Source organism: Rhizobium sp. FG96 (assembly GCF_057808655.1).
On record NZ_JBMDIL010000012.1, the window covers coordinates 91,798 to 110,561 of the forward strand.

Genomic DNA, 18,764 nt, shown 5'->3' on the forward strand with positions numbered 1-18,764 from the left:
CATTTCTAACAAATAGCCGACAGCCTGCCGCCCACGCCGCTGCCAAAATCGCTCGCAATAGGATGGCTATGCCAATCTTCTGCGGAAACGATAATGTGAACGTCGCTTCTGTCGCCGGGGCAAACGCCTTCTATTTTAGCCGCCGTGGCCAGCCTGCAGCTTCGAGAGCTGGCGCAACCTCTGCACTCGTCGCACTCGGAGCCGCCTTGGCTATCTCCCGTCCTAAAGAAAAGATCGCTCTTCTTCTCGACATCGAAGACATCGCCTTGAAGAAAGCCCGCTGACGATTGGAGATTAGCTTCGTTCATCACTCGTACGCCAGTTCCCCCTTTCAGCATTGCCACATCGATAGGGCCGCCCACATTTCATCTCTAAATCCCCGGGACGCGGGAACTCTTGCACTCTGGGAATGTTCGGGCCCGGTCGCCCGGCACGTCCTTACTTGCAAAGCCTTCTGTCTCCTGGTCGTGTTGGGCGACACCTGTCCAATAGTCTGAGCAAGCGGCGAAAAAAGCGGAACAACATCGCCGCACGCAGGTTAAGTTTGCGAGGCATCTGGGCCTCTTCAAACAATGGAGACTATGTCATGGCAAATCAGGGCGGCTCGCACGAGCAGCACGTAAAGGCAGGCCAGCAGAGCCACAAGAATTCTGGCTCGAAGCAGGCTTCTTCGAGCAAGACTTCCGAGGCTTCTTCTTCTGCCAAAAGCGCCTCCTCTGGCAAGCAGGGCGGCTCGCACGAGCAGCACGTCAAGGCTGGCCAGCAGAGCCATAAGAACAGCCACTGATAACAGCTTGTTCTACGACGAGGAGGCCGCCACGGCGGCCTCTTTCTTTTTTATGCTCGCCTTTTGCGCCATTCCTTCCACCTGACGGTTGCGCAAGTCGCCAGCTATGAAGCCCGTTCTTACCCCCGAGTCTCGGCTGCTGAATTTGCGCTATCAACGACCAATCGTCTATTCGGCGTTCTCGATGTGGAAAGATGCGCCGCGACGAATTTCCTTGCAGGGTCACCCGATCACAGGTCCGATGGTCATGGTGTGAACACAGCAGTCGTTGAGTGACCGCCGCTATACTCCGCCCAGGCAGAAAAGTTCTCACTGATCAAACCATAGGTCAAAGCTTCCGACGGAATCTCGTGCGTCTAGTCGCTGGAACCGCATATCGGGCAAGCCGTGACGACAGGCGCGGGAATGGCCCTTCCACTTTCTGTGCGACCGGCAGCATGAAGGCATATTATGCCGGCCCGATGAACCCAGCCGTGGACGTTGTTGGTCCTCCGGGCCTGGCGGCGCAGCTCGCATTTCCACGCCTGGGAAACAACGAGGGCTTCGGCCGTTTAGTCGGCAGACAATCGCTCACGTCCATAATGACCGGCGCTAGCTCCGCGTCGTGAACCAGCTCGACGGTCGGGTCCACATTCTAAGGAAAGGCCTCGCCAAGAAACGGCGAGGCTTTCTCGCTGGTTGCTTGAGTTGAAACAGGGGAACGCTAAGGGAGCAACGTTCCAGCCACCAACGAGAGCGGCAATCGACGCAGCCATCTTAGGTCGTGCTTTACATCCGGGCAAACAACGTTATGAACACGCCACGAACGAATGCGAAGGTTGGCCCTATGGGCGGCGTGGTTATTGCGGTCGCCTGCGACCACCAACATCGATTTTCAAAGATGCTTGTACCAAGGATAACTATGTTGCAAGGCTTGGGCGTTGAAGGCGACGCCCATCTTGGCGTCACTATCAAACATCGCTACCGCGTGAGGACCGATCCAAGCCAGCCGAACCTTCGTCAGGTGCATTTGATCCAAGCGGAACTTCTGGACGAACTGGCCAGTAGTGGCTTTGCCGTCGCTCCGGGCGACCTCGGCGAAAATGTCACCACCCGCGGGGTCGACCTCCTTGCACTTCCTCGCGGGACGATCCTCAAGCTCGGCGCAGACGCGGTATTGCATGTAACCGGCCTTCGCAATCCATGCTCCCAGATCGAAAAGTTTCGCTCCGGTCTTCTCAAGGCGGTTCTGCTAAAAGCGCCGAGCGGCGAAGTCGTCAGGAAGACTGGTGTGATGGCCGTTGTTTTGGCGGGTGGCGTTGTCGTTCCCGGTGATCCTGTCGTGGTCGAACTCCCCCAACCTCCACTTTTTGGGCTCGAGGCTGTGTAAGATTTCGTGCACTGCGGATACGCCGCCCCTAGAAATTCCGGCAAGAGCCTGCAGATAACGCTGATGATCCATTTTACCGCTGACACGCATTTCGGCGACCCGCGCGTTTTGCGCCTCGATCGGCGACCGTTTTCAAGTACAGCCGAGCATGACGCGGCGCTTGTTCGCAGCTGGAATGAAACCGTTGGCCCCAGCGACGAGGTCTGGCACCTGGGAGACGTCATGTCGGCAAACGCGGGTGATTGCACAGTGCTTCTGTCAAAGCTGCATGGGCGCAAGCACCTGATCATCGGCAACAATGACCCGCCGACGACGACCAGTTCTTCCGCATGGGAAAGTGTGCAACACTACGCTGAAATCAGGCATGATGGGCATCACCTGGTCCTATGCCACTACGCTTTCAGGACATGGAACCACATGGGCAGGAAGTCGATCAATCTACATGGCCATTCGCACGGCAGGCTGAAACCCTATCCCCGCCAATTCGACGTCGGCGTCGATGCGCGCGGCCTGCGTCCCGTGACACTCGCGAGCATCTTGGGGCAGTAAGCCCGTCACTTCCGGCGGCGTGGCATTCGCTGAAGATCAGCGCCTGCCAACTTTTATGGCTCTCAAGAATTTCCCTCGGGTTTTGATTGGCCTTGCCAACCTGCCCCGGGCCCGAACATTCCTACAAGAAGATACACACCAGATCCAGACGGACACAAAGGCGATACACCAGCGTGCGATCTGTCGCCGCGATCACCTTTGAGGAATTCAACATGCTTCAGCTCGCGCAATTGGCCGTTCTGGCCGCTTTCGTCGTTTTGTTTGCCGCCTTAAGCCTAGCGGCCTCACCGATGATTTTCATCGCTCACCATCGAATGCCTGTGATGATGGCCGGTATTGCGGCGATGGTCTGTCTAACTTTGCTCACCGCGATCCTGCTTGCGGCATCGTCGGTCCTGGACCGGGTCCGCAAAGCGAGAAATTCAGCTTAGAAGCCGCTGGGCGGAGCTTGATCTCCAATGCCATGGAACCACAACTGAGCTTCCACGTCAGCCTCCAATGGCGGTTCGGTTCCGGCCCTTCCGTTCACCGCAGATGTCCGGTCCAGGCGATTATCTGGTCCGCCGGCATCATGACAGTCTGTTTTCAGCTAGGAATGAGCAACGCAGTAGCAATGGTCAATGTTCTCGAGAGCGTGGAGGGAACAATCTTTGGATCAGGAGGTTCTAACTCGCAGGCAGCACTCGATTCTCCCATCGGGCAACCGCTCTCCGCGGAGGCTGCGACAGCATGCAAACCCCCGGTCTCCTCCCTCCCGGACCGGGGGTTTTCATGTGGGCGCTCTTCGATTTCATCTGTTGTGACCAGGCTAAGCGCTCGCGGCTCGACGCTGTCCTGCTGAGCAGAGTTCAGTCAAATCCTTGAGGCGCTGGCGCTGTCGGGAGAAGCCCCTTAGAACTGGAAGCGCAGCGCTCCTTCTTGTGAAGACTGGCGCCGCCCGTCAGGGACCAAATCTCCAAGTCTGCAATCTGATACAAGCTGGCGCGTCACCGTGGTGCGACATCCAAAGGTGCTGTCTGCAATTGCAATATCTTCCGACCGCTCGCCGGAACGACGAGCGTTGCGACGGCTATCAGTCGAGACACGTTTCGGCCGCCATGGCACGGAGCCTTGTAAACAGCGCTTATCGACGCTGTCTGAGCCCGGTCATCCTTTTATCCTCCCCGACATAGGCCATCGCCCAACCACCGGTCCACCTTGGACGAAGATCAGAACAGGCGCAGTTGGATCCTCGCTCCTCCGACCCAATCCGCTGATGGCCTGTTCGTGATGCAGCGTCGCGATAATTGCCGGACGGAACTGGAACCATTCACGTGCCTCCAAGTTTTCATCGCGCCATTGCTTTGGGGTTTGACATGACAGCTTCTCATAACAGTAAAGACGTGCTTGCCGGCGACTGGACGCGTCTTGGTGCAACCGTTGACAAGGACGGCGTGAATTTTTCGATTTTCAGCGCTCATGCAGAGCGCGTCGAGCTTTGCCTGTTTGACGAGAGCGGCAAGGTCGAGACCGACCGGATCACGCTTCCGGAGTTTACCAACGAAATCTGGCATGGCTATGTTCCTGGCCTCAAAGCCGGGTCGCTCTACGGGTACCGGGTTTACGGACCATATGATCCCGAAAACGGGCATCGCTTCAATCCAAACAAGTTGCTGGTCGATCCCTACGCTCGCGAACTCGTCGGGGACATCCGGTGGGGGCAGGAGCAATTTGCCTACCAGATGGACAGCGAGGACAAAGATCTGTCGTATGACGAGAGCGACAGCGCAGCAGCGATGCCGAAGTGCCGCGTCATCGACACTTCCGCCGCAGAGTGGAAGCATGCGAAACAGCCCCAGATCCCCTGGTCGAAAACGATATTTTATGAAACTCATGTGAAAGGCTTCACCAAGCTCCACCCCGCGGTTCCCGAAGAGCTGCGTGGGACTTACGAGGGCCTCGGACACAAGAAGATCGTCGAGTATATCCGCAGTCTGGGCGTCACGTCCGTCGAGCTTCTTCCGGTCCACTGGTTTCCAGACGATGCGCATCTTCTCGACAAGGGGCTAAGAAATTACTGGGGCTACAACTCACTCGGGTTTTTCGCCCTCGCCTCACGCTATTACGGCCCCCGCGGCATGGCCGGCTTTAGGGACATGATCCGTGCGTTTCATGATAACGGCATCGAGGTTATTCTGGATGTCGTCTACAACCACACCGCTGAAGGCAATGAACTTGGGCCAACGCTGTCGTTCAAAGGCATCGATAATTTCTCCTACTATCGGACGATGCCCGGAGAGCCTCGCTATTATATCAACGACACAGGCACGGGAAATACGGTCAATACGTCGCACCCTCGCGTCCTCCAGTTGATCACCGACAGCCTACGGTACTGGTCGGACGAAATGCACGTTGATGGCTTCCGCTTTGATTTAGGCACAATTCTCGGTCGCGAACCGGAAGGCTTCGACCAGCGCGGCGGCTTTTTCGACGCGGTAGGCCAGGACCCGGTACTGTCTAAGGCGAAGCTCATTGGTGAGCCATGGGATATCGGCCCAGGCGGATATCAGGTCGGCGGCTTCCCACCGGGCTGGGCCGAGTGGAACGACAAGTATCGTGACACAGTACGCGACTACTGGAAGGATACAGACGGCACGACGAGCGACTTCGCCGCACGCATGCTCGGCTCCGGGGACGTCTACGATCTTCGTGGTCGCAGGCCATGGGCTGGCGTCAACTTCCTGACAGCGCACGACGGCTTTACCTTGAACGACCTTGTATCGTACGCGCAGAAGCACAACGAGGACAACGGCGAAGACAATAATGACGGCCACAGCGACAATCGCAGCGACAACTACGGTGTCGAAGGTCCGACCGACGATGAAAACATCAATGTCATACGTGAGCGCCAAAAGCGCAACTTCCTCGCCACACTCTTCCTTTCCCACGGCACTCCAATGCTTCTTGCCGGAGACGAGTTTGGCCGCAGCCAGATGGGAAACAACAACGGCTACTGCCAGGACAGCGAGCTCAGCTGGATTCACTGGGATGATTTGCCCGATACCGCCAATCAGCTTCGCGAGTTCGTTACCAGGCTGATCAAACTCCGCAACGACAACCCGATCTTGCGGCGAGAAAGCTGGCGTGACGGCATGACAGTCGCCTGGCTGAATCCAGGCGGGGGTGAACAGACCGAAGAGCAATGGGCCGATGCCAGAAGCACGACAATCGGCTTGCGATTGGCGTGCGACAGCCAAGCGTGCGAGGGCTTGACGGACGTCATCATTCTGTTCAATCCCCATGATGGTGACATAGAGTTTTCTCTCCCAGATAGCCCTGGCGGCGGCTGGGCTGTCGAACTGGCGACTGACGAGCCCGATCGGAGCGACGAAGACATTGGGGATGCGCAAACCTACGTTCTCGCACCGCGCAGTCTGGTGGTGTTGTCGCCACGCGCCTAGTGCGCCGCGCGTTGCTCCGTAAGCCTGGATCGTGCATCCAGCAGTCCGCTGGGATGCGTATAATCGTTGGGTTTCGGAAAGGAACTTTGGCTTGGCATGGGACGTCCTCGACAAAAGGAGAAGGCGATGCAGGTAAAAGACGTGATGACACGGCAGGTGGTAACGGCCGCTCCCGCTTCGAGCATCAGGGAGGTCGCGAGGCTTATGTCGGAGATCGATTCCGGGGTTATTCCGGTCGTCGACGGAGAAGTGTTCGGTGTCGTGACGGACCGCGACATCGTCATTCGAGGCGTTGCCGAGGGGATCGGATATGATGAGGCGGTATCGTCGATCATGACCGAAGGCGTGGAAAGCTGCCTCGAAGGAGACAATCTGCGAGAGGCGGCGGATCGGATGTCCGAATTGCAAATGCGCCGGCTTCTGGTCTTCGATGATGACGGGAAAATCGTCGGCATTTTGTCTCTGGGCGACGTTGCGGGCATCAACGAAGAACTTGCCGGCGTTGCCCTGGAGGAGATCAGTGACGACGTTTCCGCTCGGTAGGTCAGGAGTGCGTGACGTCGGCTGGCGTCCTGCACCTTCCACACGGGCTGCCTGTTGATGCGTGGTCTGATAGGGGCAGCGCAGTTGCGCCCTGTCGTTGGCTCGACCGCCTCCAGAATGCCTGCTCGGACCTATGCAAAATTCAGTCCTCGGCCCATTCATCCAACCGGCTGACCGCTGTCCTTGGCCTTTGCGGCTCTGCAGCCACGGCTGCCGCAATCTTCCCAGCCTCTCGATCGACACTTCTGAAGTAGCTGACAAGGCCTGGCGTCATCCCCGAAAACCACAAACCCGGAACACTTGATGACACATTGTCGGAACCGAGGATTGGATTACCTTTGGCATCCAGTACGGAAAGATCGCCAAGAGTACATCCCAGTCGTGGGCCGTAGCCGGTCGCTGCGATGAGAATGTCTGGCTCGACAATGTCGCCGCCGGCCAGATAAACCGTGCCGCCAACTACGCGGTCGACCTCGCGGACGACCGCAATCCGGCCCGCCTTTATCGCGCCCATTGCTCCGTCGTCGACAGGGATGGCAATGTGATCGCATCTGAGCCGGGTCGCTGCTCCCCGACCGGGCTTCGGAAAGCCGAAACTTTGAATGTTTCCGAAAGCGAGCCGCTGAGTGAAACCGATCGCAAGGTCGGCAAACGCTGATGGCAACATGTCCATGAGCGGGGACAGTCGATGCACAGCGATACCCCTCAAGCGCTTGGGAAGAACCGCTGACCCCGATCTAACGGAGAGCCAAACTTCTTCAGTATCAACCCGGCAAAGATGGTTCAGGATGTCAAATCCTGAGTTTCCCCCTCCCACAACGAGGACGCGTTTTCCCGCATATTGCTTCACGTCGCCAAAGTCGCTCGCGTGGATGCGTTGGCCGGTGAAGGTTTCAACACCACGAATTTGTGGCCATCGTGGATCGTGGTCCCTCCCTGTTGCAATAACTACATGCTCGGCAAAGACAGGACCGGTGCTGGATGTGATCACGAAGCAAGAGCCGGCCTTGCTGATCCCAGTGACATCTACGTTAAAGCGTATTGGGAACGCATGGCGCTGCGCGAAACTCTCGAGATGGCGCACAACGTCATCTCGCCTCGGAAACGCTGGCGTTCCACTTTGATATTGCAGACCCGGCAAGTGTGACACGCTCCGGTGAGTATTGAGGGTCAACTGCTGGTGGCGCGCAGACCAGGAGGCGCCGATCTTGCCGCCTTTGTCCAAGATAAGACTTTTAATTCCCAACCTTTTAAGGTGATAGGCAACCGTCAGTCCTGCCAAGCCGGCACCGACGATAACGACTCGTTCTACATTCGCTTGCGCTTCCATCCGACAACCATGACTAAAACAGAATACGGGCGCAACGCCGCCCGCTGACGATTGTACGGTATCGGACGAAGGATGCTTTCGCGTTTGGTAACGACTCTAAACTGTGCGCAAGGTGCGTGACCACCAGGGGAACGCAATGCCGAACATCCGCAGGGTCTTCGATGATCTACTCGACCGACGCGTATCTCATATCCCGGACGTTCGATTTTCCGCGAGCCAGAAGCTGGAGCTCTGTCGTAGGCACGGTGACTTCGCCCTCGCCTACTCGACCGCCGTTCAGCGGGACCTGAAACACTTCGGGGACGACGAGGGATATGTCGCCTATGCGACCAAGATGGGCCACACGTTCGCCCTGGGCGATCCCGTTGCACCAAAGAGTGAGCACGAACGATATGTACGAGACTTTGTTCAAGCGGCCGGAAATCCTTGTTTCGTCCAAATCGGGCCGCAAACGGCGGGGGTTCTGTCAACGATGGGATATCGCGTCAATCACATGGGGATCGATACACATTTGACCTTCGATACCCACAGTTTCAGCGGCAAACGGAACGAAACGGTCCGCTATTCCGAGAGATGGCTGATCAAGCAAGGCTACACGATCGCCGAGTGTGACGGCACCAGGACCCAGGCCGACCAGATCAAGACCGTTTCGGAAAGCTGGCGTGCTGGGCGGATCGTCAGCCGGAGGGAAATGCGCTTCCTGAATCGACCCTTCTTTCCGGAACTATCACCGCATATGCGTCGCTTTGTGATCCTGAGCCCACAAGGCGATCCAGTTGCAATCCTCGATTTCGATCCGATGTTTGAAGACGGCGTGGTGACAGGCTACACGGCAGCTTTCAAGCGAAAGCTCGAGGGAACGACACCACATGCCGAGGTCGGGCTGACAAAATTTGCTGCTGACCGTTTCCGCGAAGAGGGACGCGCGCGCATTACCCTTGGCCTATCGCCGCTTGCAGCGATCGCCGCGAGCGGGTTTGCCGAGAGCCGCCTCTGGCGCACCTTGTTCGAGAAGGCCTTCCTGTCTGAAAAGGTCAACACTCATATATTCAACTTGCGTGGTCAGGCGGCGTTCAAGCGCCGGTTTCATGGGGAAGAAGTTCCCACCTACATTGCGTTCAAGAGGCCGACCCCGATAGAGATGATCGCGTTACTCCGCCTGCTCAAAACGCTTTAGTCGTGTCACTCCGCGATGAACATGTGCGATGAGCCGACCGCGACGTGCGATCCCCAGACCGAACCGGTTCAAACCGCTCATCGGATTATCTTCGAATGTCATCCCTGCAATGTCGAATCGAGGCTTATGCGCCTCCCCCTGAAGGTTCGGCGTTCAGGGCGCAACAAGCCAGCACTGCCAGGGTTCGCAAGCCAGCCCCGGCCAGTCAATGTATCACGCCAGTTCTGAACGCAGCAGCCACCAGCGCCGTGTCTTTGTAGACGCAGAACGTGTCCTTCAGTCGATCGATATGCGTGCGCACGGTGTAGACCGATATCCCCAGGATGTCTGCAATTTCCTGGGCGCTCTTGCCATCGCACATCAATGTCAGCACTTCTCGCTCACGCGGGGACAGATGGTATTCCATAAGATCGATATGGTGACTCTTTCGCGCGGTTCACCCTCTGGTCAAAGCTTTTTTGCGAAACAGCAGGCCGTGAGAACATTCCCATGACAGACCACCCTCGGTCGGCATCAAAACCACCCTCTCCGCCAGAACCATAATAGCGGCAGTATGGCACTCAAGGCGATGACCGCCCAGGCAAATGGGTAACCCCAAGTCCAGCCAAGTTCAGGCATGAACTTGAAGTTCATCCCCCATATGCCAGCCATCAGGGTGGGCGGGACGCCCACCACCGATGCGATGGTCAATACCTTGAATATGTCGTTCTGCTCGATGGTGATGAAGCCAAGAACGGCGTCGAGCAGAAACTGTGTCTTGTCAGAAAGGTGGGTCTCATAGTCACTCAAAGAAGCGACGTCTTTGGTAACGGCGTGGAGCTGGTCACGGAATTCGTCCGACAGCATGTCATGACACACATCGAGTGTGAACGACGCCATCCTCCCGACACCGAGGAGAACATCTCTTGCTTTCGATGATCGGTCGCCCAGCCTGCCAACTTTCGAAAGCGCCAGGCGCAAGGTGAAATTGGCGTTTCGAGAGGACGTAGATCCCCTAAGGTTGCCTTTGAAGACCGAACGGGACACGTGGTCGACTGCAGTGGCCAGATGCTCAAGGGCATCTGCACCACGATCGACCATCGCCTCAAGCAGCGCGACAAAAACTCCCATTCCACTGGACAGGCTTTCATCATGTTTTATGCGATCGGCCACCGCGTCGAAAGCGGGCAAGGCTTCGAAGCGTACGGTCACGAGAAAGTCAGGACCGACGATAAACCCAGCTGGCGACAGTTCAGCATGCTCGATGCTGGCGTGGGCAACGACAGGCGCGCTGAGATAGAGCCGGTTACCTTGTTTGGAGAGCCTGCTGGACGCCTCGATTTCGCTCAGCGCTTCCTTTGTCGGAACACGCACCTTCGCCCGATGTTGGACAAACGCTATTTCCTTTTCGTCGGGATCGATCAGGTCCATCCAGATTACCCGACCAGGCAATGTGTCTTGAGGTTGGCCAGCCCTGACAGTTCCGTCAATGTCACGATAGATTTTTAGCACTCTCGGTTCCTCAAAATTCCAGCATATTGTGATATGACACGCATCCCTTTTGCGGCCAGGTGCCATATCGTCGCTCGTGGGTGCTTTGCCCGGTCGTCTCGGTGACCCGTTGCCGAATGTTCGACCGGATGCCTCACCGTTCCTCTCCCCTCAACTTGAAGTCCAGGAGATCATAGCAAGCGCATAATTCCTCTGTCTGGACGGGTCCCGCCATGCGGCCCGTGGCGACCGAAACGAGTGCTAAAGCAGGCGTGGCTGGATGGGCGGCTCTTTTACCGTGGAGGATTTGTCTTCCCTCCGGGCCAATTCCATTTCGGCAGTAAACCGGATGTCGGCGTCTCGATCCTTGAGGAATCCCTGAAGGAGTTGCAAATCGACTTGGCTCCAAGCCTTGCCGCGTTCGGATCCTGCGGGGACGCGGGGCAACAGGCCCGGTTGAGCGCTCCATGCCAGCAACTGCTCGAGTGAAGCTTCATTCAGCATGTCACGCAGATGATGAGCTGTCACATATGCATCTGGCATCGCGCGGTGGGCGGGCAGACCGATCTCGTGCACAAGCCCAACCGGCATGCGCTGGTAACGCAGCATCTGGTTCGAGAACCGCGGCAGATGCGGCCATAGCCTCAGGGCGCACTTCCATGTGCAGATCCACGGCGCCCCTGCGCAAAGCCGGGGCGTGCAATAGCGTCGTTCGAAGGCGGCGCGATGTGCAGCAAGTGCCGCGACTGGTTGGCGCGGCTGAAGGACGGAAGCTGCGGCCTGCTTCCACAGAGGCGCGCCGATCACGTCTCGGTCGAGGATGTGATGGATCGCCATTGTTTCCGGCGATATGGGACGACCTGGGTCAACCAGGAACGAGCCGCGTTCGGCATCCAGCCCCCAGCGTCCGTCTGGCGCCTGGACGACGTCCTGCCAGCCGATCTCGCATACATCGTTGGGGCCGTTTCCCGCGGTCTCCAGGTCAATGACCCGAACTCTCGCTGCCTCGGCCACCTGCTCACCTCTCGCAATTTCCGACGCGTCGACATTAGTCCTGCCCACCCTGCTCGCGATCCAGCAGCTAGGCGGCTCCAGAGTGGCTTCAGCTTTTGACCTGCGAATCTAGCGGTCCTGGTTTTCTGCGCAGTTGTTCGGGAACCAATTTCTCGCGAGCGAGCAACGGTCCCCGTACAAGCTGGAGCGGATACCGAACGACCCGACGGCCTAGCGGCACCGCGCCTCGTACTTGCGGCCATACTGATCACGATAGATGCAATAGCCTCTATGTTCGGTCGAACGGCCGATCAAAGCGCCTGCGACGCCACCGGCAACTGCACCAACCGCGGCTCCTCCCCAGCTATTCGTGACGGCTCCGCCGATGACGGCACCCGTTCCCGCGCCAATTGCGGTCCCCTTCTCGGTGGCTGTGCAAGCCGTCAACATCGGCAAGGTCGCGGTGAAAGCCAAAACAAGTGATAGGTTTTTGAACATGACGAGTTTCCTTGGTTGTCCGCAGCCCCACGACGCGAGGCGTTTGGTCTCCCTCAAACCGCACCAGTCAGGTTTTGTTCCGTCCGCGTCGTCGCATCGGACCAAGGTCCGACCTCTGCCTACCGCAGGCATTGTTTCGATGCGCGCCTTCGCAGAGATCGATTCGATCATGAGTGAAGTCGCCGCAACGGGTTTGTCTCGACGTCAACGCACCCGCGCGCGCCAATTAAGGGCGAAACGCCGATGTCGGTATTCTTGGAGATCTCGCCAAACACCCTGCGCCATTTGATTCTAGCTTATCGTGCGGCACGAAAAACATAGCGTTGTTAGAATATTTAATTGCATTGCCTGAGAGCCGATCTACACTGGCGGCGCCACGCATCGTGACCAGCATTCTCGGATCCCTCGATGACCTTAGAACCGGACGACGCCCTTGAGGACAAAGCCGCCTTGCTGTCCGCGATTGCTAACGAAAATCGCTTGAAGATACTGCTCGTTCTGGCCCACAAGGAGATATCGGTCGGTGACCTGATGCTTCATGTGGACCTCTCACAGTCGGCGCTCTCACAGCACCTGTCCAAACTGCGCGCGGACAAGCTGGTAAAAACGAGGCGGAGCGCTCAAACGGTCTTTTACCGGACCGACGACCAACGGATCCTCAGTTTGCTGCGAGCCCTCGACGAGATCTTTGGATCCCGCCCGCCGGGCGCGTAGATTTCCGGTGATCGGGGTTGCGCCCAGCTGGCAGCCCGGCAAACAGGTAATCAATCGGTCGCGCCAGGCGTTGGCGCCGGCTTCATCTTGTGGACGCCGCGTCGCCGGTCGATCCACCGCATCACCGGCGTCACCGCAATGCCGTGCAGCACAATTGACGCAAGGATAATGACGAGAACTGTTGCCCATATTGTCTCTATTCCTTCGAACTGCACTTTCCCGGATGCGTAGGCGAGATAGTAGATCGATCCTAATCCACGGATGCCGAACACTGAAACAATCGCCTTCTCCGCAACGGAATGCCGGCAGCCCATCAGGCTGATCCAACCCGCCAGCGGTCGCACAAGCGAAAGGGTCACAACAGCGACCACTGCCACTCGCCAATCCACCTTTTGCAGAAGCGATCCTTCAGCGACGATTGATCCGAAGCAGACGAGCAGCACCATCATCAGCATTCGCTCTATTTGTTCGCCGAAATCGTGAAGCTCGCCATGAAAGCTGCTGTGTCGTTCGACACTGCGCAACGCCAGCGCAGCAACAAACACCGCCACGAACCCATATCCATGGACGAGTTCGGCGATCGCATAGGCCACGCAGGTGAAACCGAGCGCTGCAAGCCCGTCGCCAGTTCGTGCGATCCGGCTTCGTTCCGGAACCTTAAAGGTGAGGTATCCAAGCGCGCGGCCGACAATCCATCCCGTTCCGGCGCCCACGGCGAGCTTCCAGACAACGTCGACAGCCAGCCAGGGCAAGACCCAGTCCGAATGACCGGCCGTGCTGCCGGCGATTGCCATCGCCGCCATTACAAAAGGAAAGCTCAGCCCGTCATTCAGGCCGGCCTCCGACGTCAACGCGAAACGGATGTCGTCTTCCTCACCTGTCTGCGGCGGCCCCACCTGAACATCTGCTGCAAGAACAGGATCGGTGGGTGCGAGTGCTGCACCGAGTAAAAGAGCAGACGCTGCTCCAAGACCGAGGACGCTCCACCCAAGAAGCGCGATCGCGGCAATCGAGATAGGCATGGCGATCCCCAGCAATCTCCAGGTGATCATCCATCGTGCCCAACCGAGCGGCCGGTCGATCTTCAGGCCAGCCCCCATCAAGGCAACGACGACCACGAACTCCGTCAAGTGCTCGGCCCATTTTACATTCTCCAGCGGGTTGAACTGCGGCAGAGGCGTGAATGGAGACCAGGCGAGTGCCATTCCGATGGCAATGCAGCAGATGGGCAAAGAAAGAGGGACCCGCCTCAGCGCCATGGGCAGCCAGGCGGTCAACAAAACCACGGCGCCGAAGATCAGGAGCGTAACGACGTAGGTGTTCACTCCGGTCATCTCTCCCACGCGGGTATGATGGCGGATCCAGCCGCGACGTGCTTGTCTGCATCCCGGGCTGCATCGAAGACCTTTGCGAGCTCCAACGACAGCTTTTGATGCGCTGCGTCCCTACACTGGCTCATGAAGCGGCGCTTGATCTTCCCCTCAGGTCGCCGGGCGCTCGGGCTGCCACTGCGCGGTTCGAGATCGGCGTCGGAAGTTTTGAACATGAACATGGTCCCTTCGGCCAACAAGATAAACGTCGACTGCAGCCTACCTGTTCCTAGGGCCCTATTGCTCAAGGAATATGGCAAGTTCTCGCGCTACGGTTTGCGGATCCTCGCGTTGCGGAAAATGTCCGACATTCTGAAGAATGATCCTTTCAAAGGGGCCCGAGAACTTTTCGTGCAAGTGTTCGGAGAGCTCAGGCGGATTGACGCCATCTTCCAGCCCCTGGAAGTAGACCGTCGGCAGCGAGAGCGACTGTGTCTGCCTGACGCGGTCTTCAAGCCATGCGCTTTGCGGATCGGGCTCGGCTTCCCCCCAACGAACCCTATAGCTGTGCAGCGTGACAGCGACCCAGTCCGGATTATCGAAGGACTTCGATACCGAGGCAAAAGTTGCCTCGTCAAACCAGCCGTCAGGCCCCCAGTTTTCCCACTGGATGCGGGCAAAGCCATGCGGATCGTCATGGATCGCCTCAGCTCCGCGCTTCGTCGCCATGAACCAATGGTACCAGTATCGCTCGGCCTGCCGAAATGAAGGGGTCTTCAAACCGCCCATGCGCGGCAGCGACGAAAGCAGCGCCATCCGGTCGACGCGCTCGGGCCAGCCAATGGCGAGGGCTTCGGCGATGTTTGAGCCCCAGTCGTGGCCAACGACGGAAAACCGCTCAATGCCCAGGCCGTCCATGAGGGCTATGGCGTCCATCGCAAGGGCGCCACCGTTCGCGCTGCGCAATGCACTGTCGTTGCGAAATACGGTCGGACCGAACCCCCGCAAGTATGGCGCAATCAGTCGAAGATCCCGGTTCCCCAGCAGCGACGTGACAGACGACCATGTGGAAGCGTCGTCGGGCCATCCGTGAAGAAAGAGAACCGGCTGGCCATGACGCACTCCAGTTTCGTCGAAGACTATTCGCAGGCTGTCCGTTTCAAGGTGCGGCATGATGGTACTCCCGATTGAAGGACGCAACACCATAAGAGCACTCTTGGTTCCGAAGCAGGGAACCTCGCAGCGTTACCTAAGTTGGTGGGCGACCGAAGCCGCGAACGCTGAAAGAGCTGTCATCACACCCAAACACTCCGTCCCCATGACCCGGCGATCGGTGATTGCTGCGGCAAGCGTAACGCTCGCAGCCTCGGCTTTCCAAGGCTTCGCCTGGTCGGCCTCGAACACGCAGGAGAATGCACAGATGGACGATCCTACGACAAAGTACCCGAAACCGCCATTCCAGAAGCAGAGTCAGCCATTTCCAGGCCTTGCCGGCAGGATGGTGCCCAAGCCCGATCACGGGGAGGCTTCCTATAAGGGTTCTGGCCGTCTTGCGGGACGCAGGGCGCTGATCACCGGGGGCGATTCCGGCATGGGTCGCGCGGCAGCCATCGCTTACGCCCGCGAAGGCGCTGATGTCGCCATCAACTATCTTCCGGATGAGGAGCCCGATGCACGGGAGGTGATCGCGCTGATCCAGAAGGAAGGCCGTAGAGGCATATCGCTTCCCGGCGACCTGCGGGATGCGGCCTTCTGTGAAAAACTGGTAGAAGATGCGGTGGGTGCACTCGGCGGCCTCGAGATACTGGTCAACAATGCCGGCCGCCAACAGCAAGCAAAGTCGATCGAAGAGATCACCTACGAGGCGTTCGACGCGACTATGAAAACCAATATCTACGCAACCTTCCTCCTGACAAGTGCAGCGCTCAAGCACATGCAGCCAGGTTCCGTGATTATCCAGACAACCTCGGAGCAAGCATATGATCCTTCAGAGAACCTCGTCGACTACGCCATGACCAAGGCCGCGATGATGAATTTCACCAAATCGATGGCCAAGCAGCTCGGCCCCAAAGGCATCCGCGTCAATGGTGTCGCGCCCGGCCCAATCTGGACTCCGCTGCAGGTCAGCGGGGGCGCCACGATGGAAAAGCTGGAAAAGTTCGGAGGCGACACACCGATGGGGCGCCCGGGACAGCCGGCAGAACTGGCGTCCATCTACGTTCAGCTCGCAGATCCTGAGGCCAGTTACGCCACCGGACAAATTTATGGCGCAGCAGGCGGCGGCGGGCAACCGTAAGAGAGCGGCTTAACGCCGATGCGGACCAACAGACACGCCATCCAAGCGCTCCATTGTACGGCAGCAGCGATGTCGATGCGAGAAATCTCATGATGGCGAACAATCGATGACGGGCATCGGCTCGAACATGAAACTCGGAGAATGTGTCGTCGTGCTGATCACAGTCCCGCTGGGAAATGCCGCGAGTGGACTTGGCGTATTGGGCTTGCGAGGGTTGGTATCCGGTGGCGAAAAAGATCTCGGCAGGTGAGCCATCTAAGGAAGAGGTTTTGGCCATCCGAGCGACAAGGCGCAGCAGCCGGCACCGTTCCTGCCATACGCCCATCGCAACGTCCCGCATTCACGCGTGATCGGTCCGTCTCTAAACTGCGCGAGATAAGCAAGCGGTTAGCCGACAGAGTGCGTCGAGGAGGCCGTGGAACGGGAGCAGGATCGCCGGGGCAGTCACGGGCCTGCCCGAAGAACGCTCGCAAGCCGCGACAGCTCGTCTGCCTCGGCTCGCTCGATGCCGATCATATGGTTACCGGCATCGCTTGATCGGATCCAGCTCGCCCACTTTCACTTGAAGCGCCGCTATACCGCGGTTCTGCGAGTGCTGTATGATGAGCAGGATAAAAGGGTGACGAGGCTTCCGATCATGTTGGACAACATGCACCATTCCTTCGGCAGGCCGCCAATCCATCCACCAACTGACCAGACCGTCACAGCGCCTAATGCCCCCGCCAAGACCAATCGATGTCCCGTCAGCCAGGCGACGGGTTGCGAAATAATGAGGAAAAGGCTTCGCGTTTGCATGCGTCAGAAATGGCCTACCCGGCAAATCGGTTCCACGGCCGGGGGTTGCTTGCAGCCGGAGCCTTAGTATCCTGCATCCGCATCTGCAGCAACAACTGACGCGATGGCTGTGTCTGTCCCGCCCCAGGTTGTTCGACGATGATGGCTGCTCCATCCTTCAAACCATCATGCTCCCGGCCCATGGAACTTACTGATTCTTTGATCGTTTCTGCATACCGAGGCAATAAATCTGGAGACTGTCCATGGCAACCACTTCGAGGGGACGTGCTCAGGACCGAGAAAGAGTAGCGGGCGGTCAGGATTACGAGGTTCGATATGAAGCAAAGAAGCAGGGCGTTTCTGCAGACGCGGTTAAGAAGGCCATCAAGAGCGCTGGAAACTGTCGCAAGAACGTGGAAGCAGACATCAGTCGCCGCTGAGCCGTGAAGATCGCGACGTATAATGTCAACGGCGTCAACGGCCGGCTGGAAGTCCTCCTACGGTGGCTGCAGGAGGCGGATCCCGATATCGTTTGCCTGCAAGAGCTCAAGGCGCCGCAGGATAAGTTTCCCGTCAAAGCCATCGAGGCAGCTGGCTATGGCGCCGTCTGGCATGGCCAAAAGTCCTGGAACGGTGTGGCGATCCTTGCCAAAGGACAGCACCCGCATCTTACGAGGAGAGGGCTTCCAGGGGAGCCGGCTGACGAACACAGCCGGTATATCGAGGCCATCGTCGACGGAATGGTGATCGGCGGTCTCTATCTTCCCAACGGCAACCCCTATCCAGGACCGAAATTCGACTACAAGCTACGTTGGTTCAAGCGTTTGCAGGACTATGCCAGGGAACTGCCGGAGCTGGATGTTCCAGTCGTGCTTGCCGGCGATTATAACGTCATGCCAACGGAGTTGGATGTCTATAAGCCGGAGCGCTGGACGAATGACGCGTTGTTCAGGATCGAAGTGCGGCAGGCCTATGAGGATCTTGTTGATCAGGGCTGGACAGATGCCCTGCGCCATCTCTACCCGGGCGAGCGCATCTATACATTCTGGGACTACTTCCGAAACGCTTTTGCCCGTGATGCGGGTCTTCGGATCGACCACGTCCTCCTGAGCCCTGGGGCGGCGGACCGTCTGTCGGCGGCGCAAGTCGATAGAGACGTGCGCGGTTGGGACCACACAAGCGATCACGCGCCCGTATGGATCGAGCTCAGCGACAAGATCGTAAAGAAGAGGAGGAAATCATGACCGAGACATGGAGAGCGCGGTTGCGCGACCGGCTGGAAGATTTTGTCGACACCTTCGTGGTTGCCGGAGCGAGGCATGAGGATGTCTTGCGGGCGATCGTCGAAGAGGTCGATGAGCTGCGGATGGCGCTTGATCGTGACCCCGACCCTGCGGAAGATGGCAGTGCGGTGGTCGAGGAACCTGCAAACGACTGGCCGTCCGCTGACAAGAATTGAACCGTGGCGGCCAGCTGTCGACCGCGCAAAGCCTCGGCTGCGGTGCAGCAGTGGG

At 58.2% G+C, this 18,764-nt stretch carries 20 protein-coding genes; 13 read left to right on the top strand and 7 right to left on the bottom strand.

Features of this window, described 5'->3' with window-relative positions; genetic code table 11:
* Positions 1-95: 95 nt before the first annotated feature.
* The 7 genes from ACODR6_RS22655 to ACODR6_RS22685 all read left to right on the top strand — a co-directional run bounded on the left by ACODR6_RS22655 (position 96) and on the right by ACODR6_RS22685 (position 6,688).
* Positions 96-284, top strand: coding sequence for a hypothetical protein (locus tag ACODR6_RS22655; RefSeq protein ID WP_203431242.1), 189 nt, complete (start codon positions 96-98; stop codon positions 282-284).
* 302 nt (positions 285-586) lie between these two features.
* Positions 587-787, top strand: coding sequence for a hypothetical protein (locus ACODR6_RS22660; protein WP_130279568.1), 201 nt, complete (start codon positions 587-589; stop codon positions 785-787).
* Between the two features lie 826 nt (positions 788-1,613).
* A complete protein-coding gene (locus ACODR6_RS22665) occupies positions 1,614-2,156 on the top strand; it encodes an MOSC domain-containing protein (protein WP_199629720.1) in 543 nt (180 codons plus the stop codon).
* A gap of 63 nt (positions 2,157-2,219) precedes the next feature.
* Entirely contained in the window at positions 2,220-2,705 is a 486-nt protein-coding gene (locus ACODR6_RS22670) for a metallophosphoesterase family protein (RefSeq protein WP_112715766.1), read from the top strand.
* Between the two features lie 212 nt (positions 2,706-2,917).
* Positions 2,918-3,136 carry a hypothetical protein gene (locus tag ACODR6_RS22675; RefSeq protein ID WP_130279569.1) on the top strand — a complete coding sequence of 73 codons (219 nt, stop codon included), beginning with the start codon at positions 2,918-2,920 and terminating at the stop codon, positions 3,134-3,136.
* Between the two features lie 924 nt (positions 3,137-4,060).
* The gene (gene glgX, locus ACODR6_RS22680) at positions 4,061-6,145 is read left to right on the top strand and encodes a glycogen debranching protein GlgX (protein ID WP_489024615.1); all 2,085 of its coding nucleotides are present in this window, start codon (positions 4,061-4,063) and stop codon (positions 6,143-6,145) included.
* Between the two features lie 126 nt (positions 6,146-6,271).
* Positions 6,272-6,688: a CBS domain-containing protein gene (locus ACODR6_RS22685; protein ID WP_203431244.1), complete on the top strand. Its 417-nt coding sequence runs from the start codon at positions 6,272-6,274 to the stop codon at positions 6,686-6,688.
* Positions 6,689-6,830: 142 nt separating this feature from the next.
* Here ACODR6_RS22685 and ACODR6_RS22690 read toward each other — a convergent pair whose 3' ends face one another.
* Complete coding sequence (locus ACODR6_RS22690) at positions 6,831-8,018, bottom strand: flavin-containing monooxygenase (RefSeq protein WP_112718974.1); 1,188 nt, start codon at positions 8,016-8,018, stop codon at positions 6,831-6,833.
* Positions 8,019-8,154: 136 nt separating this feature from the next.
* On the opposite strand from ACODR6_RS22690, the gene ACODR6_RS22695 reads away from it, so the two are divergent.
* Positions 8,155-9,195 carry a phosphatidylglycerol lysyltransferase domain-containing protein gene (locus ACODR6_RS22695; protein ID WP_112718975.1) on the top strand — a complete coding sequence of 347 codons (1,041 nt, stop codon included), beginning with the start codon at positions 8,155-8,157 and terminating at the stop codon, positions 9,193-9,195.
* Positions 9,196-9,400: 205 nt separating this feature from the next.
* Here ACODR6_RS22695 and ACODR6_RS22700 read toward each other — a convergent pair whose 3' ends face one another.
* The 4 genes from ACODR6_RS22700 to ACODR6_RS22715 all read right to left on the bottom strand — a co-directional run bounded on the left by ACODR6_RS22700 (position 9,401) and on the right by ACODR6_RS22715 (position 12,156).
* The gene (locus ACODR6_RS22700; protein WP_112718976.1) at positions 9,401-9,601 is read right to left on the bottom strand and encodes a response regulator transcription factor; all 201 of its coding nucleotides are present in this window, start codon (positions 9,599-9,601) and stop codon (positions 9,401-9,403) included.
* A gap of 107 nt (positions 9,602-9,708) precedes the next feature.
* Positions 9,709-10,686, bottom strand: coding sequence for a magnesium transporter CorA family protein (locus ACODR6_RS22705; protein WP_199629725.1), 978 nt, complete (start codon positions 10,684-10,686; stop codon positions 9,709-9,711).
* 240 nt (positions 10,687-10,926) lie between these two features.
* Positions 10,927-11,679, bottom strand: coding sequence for an exonuclease domain-containing protein (locus ACODR6_RS22710; RefSeq protein ID WP_203431245.1), 753 nt, complete (start codon positions 11,677-11,679; stop codon positions 10,927-10,929).
* 210 nt (positions 11,680-11,889) lie between these two features.
* Complete coding sequence (locus tag ACODR6_RS22715) at positions 11,890-12,156, bottom strand: YMGG-like glycine zipper-containing protein (protein ID WP_246777681.1); 267 nt, start codon at positions 12,154-12,156, stop codon at positions 11,890-11,892.
* 408 nt (positions 12,157-12,564) lie between these two features.
* On the opposite strand from ACODR6_RS22715, the gene ACODR6_RS22720 reads away from it, so the two are divergent.
* Positions 12,565-12,870, top strand: coding sequence for an ArsR/SmtB family transcription factor (locus ACODR6_RS22720; protein WP_203431246.1), 306 nt, complete (start codon positions 12,565-12,567; stop codon positions 12,868-12,870).
* Between the two features lie 50 nt (positions 12,871-12,920).
* Here ACODR6_RS22720 and ACODR6_RS22725 read toward each other — a convergent pair whose 3' ends face one another.
* Together ACODR6_RS22725 and ACODR6_RS22730 are read right to left on the bottom strand one after the other, a co-directional pair.
* Positions 12,921-14,195 carry a cation:proton antiporter gene (locus ACODR6_RS22725; RefSeq protein ID WP_203431247.1) on the bottom strand — a complete coding sequence of 425 codons (1,275 nt, stop codon included), beginning with the start codon at positions 14,193-14,195 and terminating at the stop codon, positions 12,921-12,923.
* 282 nt (positions 14,196-14,477) lie between these two features.
* Positions 14,478-15,353, bottom strand: coding sequence for an alpha/beta fold hydrolase (locus ACODR6_RS22730; protein WP_489024620.1), 876 nt, complete (start codon positions 15,351-15,353; stop codon positions 14,478-14,480).
* A 247-nt stretch (positions 15,354-15,600) separates the two neighbouring features.
* Here ACODR6_RS22730 and ACODR6_RS22735 point away from each other — a divergent pair, with 247 nt between their 5' ends.
* The 4 genes from ACODR6_RS22735 to ACODR6_RS22750 all read left to right on the top strand — a co-directional run bounded on the left by ACODR6_RS22735 (position 15,601) and on the right by ACODR6_RS22750 (position 18,709).
* Positions 15,601-16,476 carry an SDR family oxidoreductase gene (locus ACODR6_RS22735; protein WP_246777766.1) on the top strand — a complete coding sequence of 292 codons (876 nt, stop codon included), beginning with the start codon at positions 15,601-15,603 and terminating at the stop codon, positions 16,474-16,476.
* Between the two features lie 1,037 nt (positions 16,477-17,513).
* Complete coding sequence (locus ACODR6_RS22740) at positions 17,514-17,690, top strand: DUF3606 domain-containing protein (protein WP_203431250.1); 177 nt, start codon at positions 17,514-17,516, stop codon at positions 17,688-17,690.
* A gap of 3 nt (positions 17,691-17,693) precedes the next feature.
* Entirely contained in the window at positions 17,694-18,494 is an 801-nt protein-coding gene (xth, locus tag ACODR6_RS22745) for an exodeoxyribonuclease III (protein ID WP_203431251.1), read from the top strand.
* Positions 18,491-18,709: a hypothetical protein gene (locus ACODR6_RS22750; RefSeq protein WP_148194603.1), complete on the top strand. Its 219-nt coding sequence runs from the start codon at positions 18,491-18,493 to the stop codon at positions 18,707-18,709. The genes xth and ACODR6_RS22750 overlap by 4 nt, the downstream gene beginning before the upstream one ends.
* Positions 18,710-18,764: the final 55 nt, after the last annotated feature.

What these genes read in the sequence shown, in the direction of transcription:
- ACODR6_RS22660 (WP_130279568.1), top strand. Translation starts at nt 587, where the DNA reads ATGGCAAATCAGGGCGGCTCGCACGAGCAGCACGTAAAGGCAGGCCAG.
- ACODR6_RS22665 (WP_199629720.1), top strand. Translation starts at nt 1,614, where the DNA reads ATGGGCGGCGTGGTTATTGCGGTCGCCTGCGACCACCAACATCGATTT.
- ACODR6_RS22670 (WP_112715766.1), top strand. Translation starts at nt 2,220, where the DNA reads ATGATCCATTTTACCGCTGACACGCATTTCGGCGACCCGCGCGTTTTG.
- ACODR6_RS22675 (WP_130279569.1), top strand. Translation starts at nt 2,918, where the DNA reads ATGCTTCAGCTCGCGCAATTGGCCGTTCTGGCCGCTTTCGTCGTTTTG.
- glgX (WP_489024615.1), top strand. Translation starts at nt 4,061, where the DNA reads ATGACAGCTTCTCATAACAGTAAAGACGTGCTTGCCGGCGACTGGACG.
- ACODR6_RS22685 (WP_203431244.1), top strand. Translation starts at nt 6,272, where the DNA reads ATGCAGGTAAAAGACGTGATGACACGGCAGGTGGTAACGGCCGCTCCC.
- ACODR6_RS22690 (WP_112718974.1), bottom strand. Translation starts at nt 8,018, where the DNA reads ATGGAAGCGCAAGCGAATGTAGAACGAGTCGTTATCGTCGGTGCCGGC.
- ACODR6_RS22695 (WP_112718975.1), top strand. Translation starts at nt 8,155, where the DNA reads ATGCCGAACATCCGCAGGGTCTTCGATGATCTACTCGACCGACGCGTA.
- ACODR6_RS22700 (WP_112718976.1), bottom strand. Translation starts at nt 9,601, where the DNA reads ATGGAATACCATCTGTCCCCGCGTGAGCGAGAAGTGCTGACATTGATG.
- ACODR6_RS22715 (WP_246777681.1), bottom strand. Translation starts at nt 12,156, where the DNA reads ATGTTCAAAAACCTATCACTTGTTTTGGCTTTCACCGCGACCTTGCCG.
- ACODR6_RS22720 (WP_203431246.1), top strand. Translation starts at nt 12,565, where the DNA reads ATGACCTTAGAACCGGACGACGCCCTTGAGGACAAAGCCGCCTTGCTG.
- ACODR6_RS22730 (WP_489024620.1), bottom strand. Translation starts at nt 15,353, where the DNA reads ATGCCGCACCTTGAAACGGACAGCCTGCGAATAGTCTTCGACGAAACT.
- ACODR6_RS22735 (WP_246777766.1), top strand. Translation starts at nt 15,601, where the DNA reads ATGGACGATCCTACGACAAAGTACCCGAAACCGCCATTCCAGAAGCAG.
- ACODR6_RS22740 (WP_203431250.1), top strand. Translation starts at nt 17,514, where the DNA reads ATGGCAACCACTTCGAGGGGACGTGCTCAGGACCGAGAAAGAGTAGCG.
- ACODR6_RS22750 (WP_148194603.1), top strand. Translation starts at nt 18,491, where the DNA reads ATGACCGAGACATGGAGAGCGCGGTTGCGCGACCGGCTGGAAGATTTT.